This is a genomic window from Novipirellula methanifontis (assembly GCF_052161655.1).
Taxonomy (GTDB): Bacteria; Planctomycetota; Planctomycetia; order Pirellulales; family Pirellulaceae; genus Novipirellula.
In genome coordinates, this window is the sequence record NZ_CP197418.1 from 6,435,742 (window position 1) to 6,447,793 (window position 12,052).

General features: G+C 53.8%; 7 protein-coding genes. 2 read left to right on the top strand and 5 right to left on the bottom strand.

The annotated features are described in order from the left end of the window. Positions 1 to 33 precede the first annotated feature (33 nt). On the top strand, positions 34 to 981 hold the full coding sequence (locus SH528x_RS23220) for a dihydrodipicolinate synthase family protein (RefSeq protein WP_442505833.1): 948 nt from the start codon (positions 34 to 36) through the stop codon (positions 979 to 981). Between the two features lie 241 nt (positions 982 to 1,222). Here the strand turns inward: SH528x_RS23220 and SH528x_RS23225 are convergent, their stop codons facing one another. After that, entirely contained in the window at positions 1,223 to 2,659 is a 1,437-nt protein-coding gene (locus SH528x_RS23225) for an IS4 family transposase (RefSeq protein WP_442505834.1), read from the bottom strand. A 255-nt stretch (positions 2,660 to 2,914) separates the two neighbouring features. Between SH528x_RS23225 and SH528x_RS23230 the strand changes: the two genes are divergently transcribed. Beyond that, on the top strand, positions 2,915 to 4,660 hold the full coding sequence (locus SH528x_RS23230; RefSeq protein WP_442505835.1) for a sulfatase-like hydrolase/transferase: 1,746 nt from the start codon (positions 2,915 to 2,917) through the stop codon (positions 4,658 to 4,660). Between the two features lie 145 nt (positions 4,661 to 4,805). Here the strand turns inward: SH528x_RS23230 and SH528x_RS23235 are convergent, their stop codons facing one another. The 4 genes from SH528x_RS23235 to SH528x_RS23250 all read right to left on the bottom strand — a co-directional run bounded on the left by SH528x_RS23235 (position 4,806) and on the right by SH528x_RS23250 (position 11,374). Further along, positions 4,806 to 6,116 (bottom strand): hypothetical protein, encoded by a 1,311-nt coding sequence (locus SH528x_RS23235; protein ID WP_442505836.1) that lies wholly within the window; start codon positions 6,114 to 6,116, stop codon positions 4,806 to 4,808. Then, positions 6,113 to 8,728, bottom strand: a complete 2,616-nt coding sequence (locus SH528x_RS23240; protein WP_442505837.1) for a protein kinase domain-containing protein — start codon at positions 8,726 to 8,728, stop codon at positions 6,113 to 6,115. Before SH528x_RS23240 ends, SH528x_RS23235 begins: the two co-directional genes overlap by 4 nt. A gap of 1 nt (position 8,729) precedes the next feature. Next, the gene (locus SH528x_RS23245) at positions 8,730 to 9,413 is read right to left on the bottom strand and encodes a sigma-70 family RNA polymerase sigma factor (RefSeq protein WP_442505838.1); all 684 of its coding nucleotides are present in this window, start codon (positions 9,411 to 9,413) and stop codon (positions 8,730 to 8,732) included. 101 nt (positions 9,414 to 9,514) lie between these two features. Further along, positions 9,515 to 11,374 (bottom strand): matrixin family metalloprotease, encoded by a 1,860-nt coding sequence (locus SH528x_RS23250; protein WP_442505839.1) that lies wholly within the window; start codon positions 11,372 to 11,374, stop codon positions 9,515 to 9,517. Between the last annotated feature and the right edge of the window lie 678 nt (positions 11,375 to 12,052).

Below are 12,052 nucleotides of genomic sequence, written 5' to 3' on the forward strand. Positions count from 1 at the left end.
ACATGATTTATCCGCGTGATACCAACGGTAGCAATGAATACGAAGAAGCAAGTTTTCACAGGTTGCATCCCTGCATTGATGACGCCATGCGACACGAAGCAAAATCCTGATTTTGACGCTCTCGTCCGCAAGGGCAAACAGTTGATCGACGGTGGAATGAACGCAGTCGTCTACTGTGGCTCGATGGGCGACTGGCCACTTTTGACCGACGCGCAACGCCAGGAAGGTGTCGCACAACTGGTCCAGGCTGGTGTTCCCGTGGTCGTGGGTACGGGGGCTCAGAATTCAAAGATTGCTGCTGAGCATGCTGCTCACGCCAACCGCGTCGGAGCCGCTGGCTTGATGGTGATTCCTCGTGTGCTGTCACGTGGGACATCGGTCGCGGCACAACGTGCTCACTTTTCGGACATACTATCTGCAGCCGGCGATGTTCCCGCGGTGATTTACAACAGTCCCTACTACGGCTTTCAAACCAAGGCCGATTTGTTCTTCGATCTTCGCCGCGAACATGCCAACCTCGTCGGGTTCAAAGAGTTCGGCGGTGCCGAGTCGCTCAGCTACGCAGCCGAGCACATTACCAGCGGCGATCCTGATTTGGCATTGATGGTCGGAGTCGACACTCAAGCATTTCATGGATTCGTACGCTGCGGTGCCGTCGGCGCCATCACGGGTGTCGGAAACGCGTTGCCTCAGCAAGTGTTGCGGTTGGTCGAACTATGCGAACAGGCTGCCAGCGGCGACGTCGAAGCACGGCGTTTGGCGCATGAACTGGAAAAAGCAATGGCTGTGTTGTCCAAGTTCGATGAAGGCCCGGATTTGGTGTTGTACTACAAGCACTTGATGGTCCTCGAAGGTGATGAAGAGTACCAGCATCACTTCAATCCATCGGACGCGTTGAGCAAAAGCCAGCAGGCATTCATCGAAGACCAGTGGCAGCTCTTCAAAGACTGGTGGAATCGTTGGCCTGGATCCAAGGGTTAAGGCTCGGCAGCTAAAACTTTGGTATTGACGTCGGATATTGGGGATGAATTTTTCCTCCGGCCTATCGTGTAGTTACCTCTCCACTGACGAAGTCGGGGGAGAGGTCGAGCACGCCCTTTAGGCGTTGCTCGGGTGAGGGGGCGACCGCGCTATCATCCGAGCAATTCCGGTACAAACGGCGTTATCGTCGGCGAGTGGCTTGCTCGGTCAGCCCCCTCACCCAACGCCGTTAAGCATTTTTCTAAGCTGCATTGGAGATTCTTGCCAGAGCTTTATCGAGTCGCTTCTGTTCCGCAGTAGGCTGCAGGACTTTTGGCGGACCGGTTCTCGGTTCCTCTTTGCGACGCGGGTAGTTGCGGCTCTTCTTCTTACTGGTGCGCACGTACGTATCCGTTAGCGTTTGTGACAATCGGCTGCGAAACGATGCACCATAAGCCGACTGTTCGTCGGGTCGACGTAAAATGTTCTGCACCATGCGAAGCACATAAGCGATACTGGTTTGTGATTTGGGTTGCATCCTATCTGCTTGATCGCGAAGGGCAAGCAACTGCACCATCCACAGTCCGACCAGCGACCACGTGAGTTCCTGCTCCACCACGTCGGGTGTTCGACCCAATAACTTTGAGCGATCATACGTTTGCTTGAACGATCTAAATTGAACTTCGACTCCCCAACGGCGACGGTAGATTTGGCTCGCTTGGGTGTCACTCAACTTGCGATTGTTGAGTTCATTGGTCACCAAGTAGACCTCGCCTCGTCCGTCATGCAAGCGTAGCAGACGAAGCACCAGCGGAGGTTGTTTGCGTTGCTGTTTTTCCTTCGGCCAGCAGTACACAATACCGTCGCGTTCTCGAATGCGTCCAAGTTGCTTGAGAAACGTGCAGTTACTGCCAACACGAACCAGAAACCGATGCCCCTTGCTATCGATCGCATTCCAAAAATCGTAACCGACAAAGCCAGCGTCGCCACAAATCAGCGTGTTTTGCGGCAACACCAAGTTTTCGATCATTTCTAAGAGATGACTCCGTTCGCTGGAGTAACTCGGACCGATCTTCCATGACCAAGGTAAGCGTTGTCCAACATGCCACAGCAGCGTCAGCCAGACTTGAGGGCCAACCGACTGCGGATTGTAATGTTTCTTCTTGCTAACTGGCTTGCGTTTTTTTGCGGTTCGTCCTCGCTTGTTTTTCTTCTTCGCTTTCTTCTTCTTGGTATTCTTCGGTTTGCAGAATCGCCGTTCGTTTGGCAGCGTGCGACAGGTGTTAATCCTTGACCCGTCAACAGCGAGTACCAACCACAATCCGATGCGAAAATTTGCCTGATCCGATTTCTCCATCAACTTGTGCATTCGCTCACGCAAAGGAGGCAGAATTTGGTCGGTGTATCGTTTCAAGGCACCCATCATGGTTTGATAAGAGGCGATCCCTTCAGTGCCAAAGAGTTTCTCAGCATCTTCGATCGCATCATTTGCCGATTCGACTAGCAACCGCTTACTGCTCCAGACCCACAACACTGCAACTTGCACCAAATGCAAAACGATCCAATTGGCATTGCCATGAACTTTGACTTTGGCGAACATTTGGGCGTTGACAATCCAGTTGACCGCTTTGGCGAGTTGCTCACCTTGCGTGGCGCGTCGTTTGTTGGTCGACGCGGCATCCTTGCCGCTACCACTCATAGCCAGACTCCTTTTTTCTCGATGGTGTAGTCGAGGGATTACAGGGGGAGTCTGGCTTATTTCATTTCTGGTCCACTGAAGCTACGCTAATTGCCTGATACACGAAGAAAAAATGCTTAACGGCGTTGCCCCTCACCCGAACGTCGCTGAAGGCTCCATTCGACCTCTCCCCCAAAAAAGTTGGTGGAGAGGTGGCAGAAAAATTGCGCAACCAGATGTCACGACAACACCACATGGAAACGAAGTGGATGCACGATGATTGAATTGAAATTGGCCGAGCTCTTGCGAGTCCGACTACGCTGTATTCTGATGCTGTTGATCGCAGTCATTCCTGCGATCACCCGCGCCGAGGATGCGGCTCGCCCGAACATCTTGTTCATCGCGATGGATGACTTGAACGATTGGATTGGGGTGATGGGCGGTCACCCCCAAACCATTACGCCGAATCTCGATCGATTGGCCGCATCGAGCGTATTGTTCACAAACGCTCATTGCACAGCACCGGCATGCAATCCATCGCGTTCAGCAATCTTTACCGGCATCTCACCGCACCGCAGTGGTCTCTACGAGAATGGTCAAAAGATGCGCGAGGTGCTGCCCGACGCCGAGATCATCCCAAAGGTTCTGTCGCGACACGGCTACTTCTCTGCTGGCTCAGGCAAGATGCTGCACTATTTCATCGATGCGGCTTCGTGGGATGAATACTACCCCAAGGCCGAATCGGAGAATCCGTTCCCTCGTACGCTCAAACCTCCGATGCGACCAGTCAGTCTGCCTCGCGGCGGACCGTGGCAATACGTCGAAACTGATTGGGGGCCACTCGATGGAACGGACGAGGAGTGTGGCGGAGACTTCTTGGTTGCACAGTACATTTCGAACCAGCTCGCCAAACCGCACGACGAGAAACCGTTCTTTTTAGCTTGTGGGATCTATCGGCCACACGAGCCTTGGTTTGTCCCTGCAAAATACTTCGAGCCGTTTCCGCTCGACTCGATACAATTGCCACCTGGGTATCGCGAAGGTGACATTGACGACCTGCCTGCGGATGGCAAAAAGCTGGCCCAGAACCGTTACTTTCCGCACATAGTCAAACAAGGGCAATGGAAGAAGGGCATTCAAGGTTATCTGGCTTCGATTCATTACGCGGACGCGATGCTGGGAAATGTTCTCGATGCGTTGGAGCAAAGTCAACACGCCGACAACACGATTGTGGTGTTGTGGTCCGACCATGGATGGCATTTGGGCGAGAAAGAACATTGGCAAAAATACACTGCATGGCGAGCCTGTACCAGGATTCCGTTGATGATCCGTGCTCCCAAGGGATCCCCGGGGCTCAGTGCAGGGACAACGCCAGCGGTCTGCAATCAGCCGACGAATCTGCTCAGTCTGGCGCCGACATTGTTGGACCTTTGTGGTCTGCCCGCCGAGCCTTTGCATGACGGTCCAAGTCTGGTGCCGCTGCTAGAGAATCCCAATGCCGATTGGCCTCACGTGTCGATCACTCATCTTCAATATCCTGGCAGCTACGGATTAAGTGCTGAGCGATATCGCCTAGTGCATTACGCCAGCGGCCAAGAAGAATTGTACGACATTGAGAACGACCCCTACGAATGGAAAAATCTGGCAACTGAACCTGAGTACGCCAGCAAGTTGCAGGAACTTCGCCAATTGGCTCCCGCGAAATTTGCTCCCAAGCCGCCACCGAGTATCGAGGCACTCACCCAATTGCCGTGGCACGCACTGGATGACGAGTCGGCACCGGCGTCCAAGCCTGATGGAAACACTTTTGAAGTGGTGTTCATCAACCAGTCTGAGCAGGCCGTTGAGCTTTGCTGGATCGATCGCAACGGTGATCCGAAATCTTATGGCGTTATTGAGTCGAGCAAACAGCAAAAGCAACGAACACGACCTGGAGCGGTCTGGGTGATTCGCAGCACTGAAGGCAAAAATCTCGGCTATTTTCGCGTCGATGATCGCCCAGCCAAAGCCATCGTCCCCTAACCTGGACGAGGTAAGACATTCAACAAATTGCGTAATCCGACGGTGCTATCCGCTGGGATCTTTCCTGCGATCTTGAAAGGGTAGCGGCTAACCAGTCGGCTCACAGAATGACCTACCTGCTACAGGTATATACCGAGCGACGTGCTTAGCTCGGCTGGCGCAATCCATTGCGTCTTGATGGCGTCGCTGTACTTCCTTCCTTGGTTCGGTCGTGTTTTCGCTTGCGATTCGCCAGCACAAGTGCGGTGGCGGCGAGCACTGCTCCGGGATAAGTCAATCCAGAAAACCGTGTCTCGGAAAGCGTCGCTTCGGGTAAGGCAAATTCCGACATGTCGTCCGCGATGGCTGCAAGCACCCGATCGCGGATTGTCCCACCCGATGATCGTGATTCAATCCCCGCAGCAAGATCAAGTGACCGGTGCATGCCGAGGGTCGCGTCCAACACGATGCTGACGGTCGGATCGAACGCCGATTCGGCGATCAACGGTACTCCGTCGGATTGCAAATCGATGAACCCGGCGTGGCCGTTTACCCAACCCGTGATCACAGCATCACTTGTTTCGGATGGGCCTGCGTCGGGCCGCTCGGTTAATTCACGAAGTCGCTTCAGGGTGCCACGTTCCATTTTCCACGAGTCCGCTTCGTTGACTTCCATTCCATCGGCTGAGTCCATCAGCGGGTTGTCACGATGTAGTGGAAAGAAATCGATGGTCTCATTTCGTTGATTCGGCGTAGGTGACGTAAAGTTGTACGAAGTTCGGTTTAGAAACAATTGTCGCGAGCTTTGCGAAGCGTCTACGATCGGATTTGCAGTTTCATCCGCCTGCTGCTGAAGCACGCTCGATGTTGACGGGGTCGATGGGGGCAAAGCTTGAAGTCTGCTGGACACAGCGGTTGCCATCACTTCATCCACCACCGAAGGCGTTAAGTTTCCAACGGCCACGGTTCGATTGGACAGCGATTTTGCAGACGATGAGTCTTCCACCGCATTATTTGCGACATGAGATCGCACCACCGATGAGATGATTTCGCTGGGCGACGTCGCAGAAACCAACGAAAATGCGGTGCCGCTGGGCGTCCGGTAAACAGGAAAACTTAATACGAGAACAACTTGATCCGCAGAACTCGCGAACAGTACCGAAGACGGTTGGAGAATCTTTTCGACTCGAAATCCTCCGAGAAATCCGTTCGTTTCTCGAAATGTGTCGTCACGGTCGTGCTGACCAAAATCGAATTGTGATTTGAAGTCGCGATGCTCGACCTCGACCGCGGCATTGTCATAGCGAAAATCACGCGAATGTTCACGATCCGCGAAATCAACGCCACGGACCTCATCATGAAAACTCGCCGCTGGAACATCGAATCCATTCACAAAAGCATGAAACTCGGCAGCCAACAGGCAGCGAGACTCCAGTCGCTCTAACAGCAATGGACGCGATGGCAATGATCCGATCATGATGATTCCTTCGTTTCATCCGGCGTTTCATCCAACCGACTGATGGATCGTTTCGGAGAGATTGCTTGCGTCAATTCAGATAGGTTCTGCTGGTGCCGATCCAGATATTTTCGGTAGCGTTCCACTTCAGGAGCAAAGTCAACCGCGACGGTTTGATGCGTGACCGCTTCTTCGTAAGCATCTATCGCAGCCGCGTCGTCCCCCATTTGACGATACAGAAAACCAAGATTATTGAGGACTCCACCTAACATGCTGTGGGTTTCTGCATCGCTTGCAAATTGCTTCGTAAGTGTGCGTTGTTGTTGAAGTGCCCGTAGGAACACTTCACGAGCATTCACTCGTTCGCCGGTCTTGGATAACGCCAAACCGAGGTGATTCAAGCTGATGACCAGATCGCGACGATAGGTGGGTTGTTCCGGCCAACGATCGAGCAGTTGACCGCCAATCTCAACGGCGTGTTCAAAACTGCCCGCGGCCTCGCGATTTTGTTCTGCTTTCAACTGGGCAGAACCAAGCGTATTGAGCGTGACAACGACTTGGGTAGCAACTCTTGCATTCCCCCGATCATTTTCCAATTGCAGCGTCTGGTTCGCCAAAGCTTTTCGAGCGAACGCGATAGCACGGGTTGGATTCAGTTCGGAGTGTAACGCACTCAGATTGGAAAGCACGGAAGCGAGTTGCTGGTGATCAACATCCGAGCCAGACTCGTTATCGTGCGAGGTCAGTAGTTCGACCGCTTTCGCGTAGCGTTCTTCGGATTCGACTATCGCACCGGAATCCGCGAGCAGCAGGCCCAGGTTGTTCAAGGACGTTGCCAGCTGATTCCGAATGTCATGCTTTTGTGTGCCCTGTATCGAACGAGTCGTCAACAACGTTTCTTGAAGTCGAATTGCGTTCGAGAAATATCGGGCAGCCTCCTCCAGTTCGCCGGCTCGCGCGAGTGACTCGGCCAAATTGTTTTGGCTCACCGACCATTGCATATTCAGCGTGACGTCCTGTGCCGTTTGCTCCGCAAGCTGCCCATAGAGGTGTTCGGACGTGCGAAGAGCCTGAATCGCCTTGGAGGTTGATCCGAGTTGGCTATGCAGTGAGCCGATCTTTCCGTAGGTGACCGCCAGCGTACGTCGAAGCTCTGGATCGTCGCCTGAGGTGGCAGCAAACGTTTCGTAATAGTCGAGCGTTTCGGCGAGCAAATGACGGCGAACCTGTTCGGCTGCCGGAATGTCAGAGAGCAGTTCCGCCACCTGAGAGCCGAGTCCATCGACGGCGCCGCGAGCGAGTTGTTCGCTTTTTTTAGCTCGCAGAGCGTGGGCGTCCGAGACCCTTTTTTCGGCGGAGATCAACGCGGTGCTGATGGCGAACCCGACCAATCCCATCGCCGCGACTAATATCGATGCGACTACGGGTTTTCGGTGCCGAGATGCCCAGCGTGCGACACGATCGACTACTGTGGCCGGCCTCGCGATGGTTGGCTCGTCCGCCAAGACACGCTGCAAATCGCTCGCAAATTGGTCCGCCGTCTCGTAGCGATCATCACGATGTTTTGACATCGCCTTAGCGAGTACTGTTTCCAAGTCGCGTGGAGCAGAATCGCAAAAATGTCTCAGCGGGATGATGTTGTGATCATCGATCCTTTTTAAAATCGCGTGCGCGTCGTCGCCCGGATGCACGGGTCGCAACGTCAACATCTCGTAAATTGTTACCGCAAGCGAGTAGATGTCGCTACGCCCATCCACGAGCGCCGATTGTCCGCTTGCTTGTTCGGGGCTCATGTAACGCATCGTCCCAACGACGTCGCCGGAACGCGTTAGTGATAAATCGGTTTGACAGCGAGCCAGCCCAAAATCAGTGATCCAGATTTTGCCAGACGAGTCTAAGATCAGATTCGATGGTTTGATATCCCGATGAATCACGCCAGTTTCATGAGCATAATGCAACGCATCCGCAGCATCGATTGCCCACTGCACCACCGTTTCCCACGTGGCCGCGAGATCGTCTTGGCTAAGCAAATCAAACTCGAAAATCGAATCCGAATTCGAGGTTTGTTCTTGCACCCATTCGTCCATCGACGGGCCTTCGATTAACTGCATCGCAAAATAGTGAACGCCCTCGGCTTCACCCACACTGTAGACCGGAACAATGTTGGGGTGATGCAGACCGCCAGCGGCTCGTGATTCATTTTTGAAACGAGCGATTTGTCGTGAATCGAGTGTGGCTGCCAACGGCAGCAGCTTCAGTGCCACACGCCGTTCCATACCCGACTGAGTCGCTTCGTAAACGATCCCCATCCCGCCACGACCAATCTCACGAATCAGCGTAAACGCTCCGAGCTTTTGCGGAATCGGGGCGGAAAGCGGTTGTTCGGAATCGGCTAATCCGTACAACGCTTTCAACTTAGCGAGGTAGACCTCAACCGCAGCCAACAATGCCGGTTCATCGCGACATGCTGATGCAGCGTCAAATGCGATCCCCTGCTCTAGCGATTGCAGATAGGCGTCAAGCACATGTGTCAAGCGAATCTGTTGCGATTGGCTGAGGGAATCGATGTCAAAATTCTCATGCGAAAATTCGGGTGCAGCGATTTCAGTTTCTGTTGATTCAGTCGCAGTCATCTCAGTCAACACGAGGCGGCTCCACTTGTGTCTTTAGCGATCCCAATGCGCGTAGCCACAGCATGCGTACGGCGCCGCTCGAGCGATCCATTCGCTCGGCAATTTCGTCAAACGACAGACCCTGCAAAATTCGCAGCACGATCACATCACGATAATGTTCTGGCAATTCGCTCAATTGATTGGCGAACTCGATGGCTCCTTCGCGGCGTTGCATTGCTGCACTCGGCGAATCCTGGTTATCAGGCAACACTCGAGCCAAATTGCACGCGGACTCTTCCACACCCACGGATACTTGGTCGATCGAAACATCTCGACGAATGTCTCGCTTTTCCGCTCGCATGTGGCGAGCGATCGTGTGGTGTAGTGAGTGGATCAAGATCTGTCGCAACCACGCCAGCAGTTCACCTTGGCTTTGCCCACGAAAATTGGCAAAGTCGCGGTGGGCCGCCAAAAGCGTTTCCTGGACGATGTCCGAGGGACTGACTCGGCGTCGCAAACGGACGTCCAGTTGTGTCGAAGCCAAAATGGTCAGGTATTTGATGTACCACTGCAGCAGTACCCCCAACGAACTGGCCTGTCCCGATTTCGCTTTGCACAATAACAATTCAAAATCGTCATTGGAGCTGAATTTGCGATCGAGAGAACGTTGCGGCAACGAATCAGCCACCATTTTTCGTTTCGTCATCCGAATAGAAAGAGAAGAGCACACGACGATCACCGATCATGCATCATTGCACAATACAGCGAACGTCGTAGGAAGTCAAAACGGAGTGTGAAATTTTGGCGTTACCCCCGTCTTCCGCGACGACCTAGTTGAGTGAAGATGCTGTCAAAATTTCGGCTGATCGCGAGTGCCGAAGCGGGTACTGTTTCCGGCTGCATTTCCGCTGCGGTCTGGTCACGGGAATCAATCCAGCTCTCAAATTCTTCCAAAGAGATACCGCCATCTTCGTTGCTGTCGGCAGCGGACAATTTTTGCCAGTAGCGGGCGAACACTTCATCTTCGCTCAAGACGCCATCGCTGTTGTTATCCTTGCTTGCAAACCGTTCGGCTCGCTTGGTGCTGGCAAACAATTCGATTTCTTCCGATGTGATCACACCATCGGCGTCGGCATCCAGGTCCTTGTCAATCAGACGAGTCCACAATGATTCTGGCAACTCATCTTCGCTGAGCGATCCATCGTCGTTGGCGTCAAAGCGATTGAGCAGTCCTGAGGCATCGATTCGGGTAATCGGTATGTGGCCAAAACCGTGTGGACGACGTGGCGAGCCGAAGGCGTGCCCATCGTCACAGCGCGATGAATCATCGTCTTCGTTGGTAAGTCCGCCATCGTCGATCGGATCGAGGTCGTCGTCCGAATCATCGACGGTATCCGTTGTGTCGTCGTCTGCCGTTTCCTCGCTTTCGTCAACGGGATCCGTTTCGTCGGTCATCTCGACGTCGTTGTCATCAACAACCGAATCATCGGTGTTAGAAACGTCGGTATTGGAGACGTCCGGCTCTTCCTCGGTCAACGTGTTCGCGTCGTCGCTTTCGGATCCGTCATCCAGCGAGTCGTCTTGGTTGACATCCACCACAATTTGGCTAACCACAGGTTGGCTGACCACGGTCGTTTCGGTTTGCGGCAAAGAGTTGATCACCATCAAGGCATCCAGTGCCGTAATGTTTCCGTCGCCATTGACATCACTGAAGCTGATTGTCACATCGGTCGTATGACTCAATTGGTTGATAACAACCAGAGCATCAAGTGCCGAAGTCAAACCGTCGTTGTTGGTGTCCGTCGAGTTGTACAGGTTGTGAGCATCCGGCACATCCGCGTCGAGTCGGCCTCCCCAACGATGCCAATGTCCGCCACGCCGCCATCGCCAAAATGGAAACGGGTTGTCATTGGTATCGCCCGTATCATCGGGGTCGCCGTTGGTCGGATCCGTATTGCCCGGATCCGTATTTTCCGGATCGGTATCATCGTTGTTCGTGCTCTCGTCGGCCGGTGCTTCATCGACCGGGGCATCTTCGGTTGTAGTCGTGTCGTCCACATCGCCGACAACTGCGGCGGCATACAAACCAAGTGCTTCGGAGATGTCACTGGCACCGAGTCCGCCAAATTGCTGGTTCGGAGAGACAAACGCCTGAAGCACCGAACCGACGTCCCCCAAATGATCCAAGCCGAGGGAGTGTCCTATTTCGTGGGCAGCGACCCAAACGAGATCGAACGCTTGATTGCCTAGTGAGTTACCGACTTCCCAAATATCCGACGAGTCAAATTGGATGTCGCCCGCGATACGGTCGGGGTTCACATCGTCAGGAAAGTAGGCCTGCGCCAGTGTACCGCCGCCGCCATCAATGTTCGTAAACTCGATGTCAATCGAATCACGCAGTCCGGTCTGATCGACCTTAGTGAAGGTGACATCCACCACGCTCGCCCATGCATCCAGCGCGGTTTGGATTGCGGCATCCACCTCGGCTTGCGAAAGCGAACTCGGCGCGTTGCTGACGGTGTAGGTCAATTCGGCCCCGCCCAATCCGGGACCGTCCCAACCGAGGCTGGCGGCGAGCACGCGTCGTGCCTCGAGCGGTTCAGCCATCAATCGGCGACGTTTCTTTCGAACAAGAGGTCGATTCGTTCGATTACGAAATAGATTCATTCGATGTTCCCTAACGTGTCCGGATTAAAAATGGCAGATTGGAGCAAGCGTTGCGATGGCTACCCATCAGGGGGCACTGACCGACAACCACCGCCACGCTCACATTTCCGCATCAATGTCTTGTTGACCGGAAAACCACGAAATATGCCTGTTATGAAAGGGAGATCGTGGCGCGCATTTGTCACGGTAAAGTGAGAGAATGTCTACAAAAAGTTGCGTTTCTCGGTGTCTAGCGGCATTTCGTCCCTGGTTCCAAGGCTCCTGCCTAGGAACCCAGTGAATTGCAGGCTCCTGCCTGCCGAGGGGAAATAGGAGGCGGGAGCCTCGAAAGCAGTGCGTTCCGAGGCAGGAGCCCAACGCCGTGAACGATTTCGTAGTAGCTACCTTCGCCAGAAGGTGGTGATTCACAATCGATGTCAACAGTCCACGCTCTGGCGAGCGTAGCTACGAAACGCAAGTGCCGTAATTTCCAGGTTAATAATCGTTCACGGCGTTGGGCTGGAGCCTGAGAACGAGCGTTTCTTGATGTCTAGCGGCTCTTCCGAGACGAATTGACCGAGAATCGGGCTCAGCCAATAAACCCATCCGACTTTACGCCCCGCTAGAGTAGGAAGAGCCGGAGGACGCGGGATCAAGTTGCCTGTGGGCGAATCTGGCCAGAACGTACACGCCTAGCGA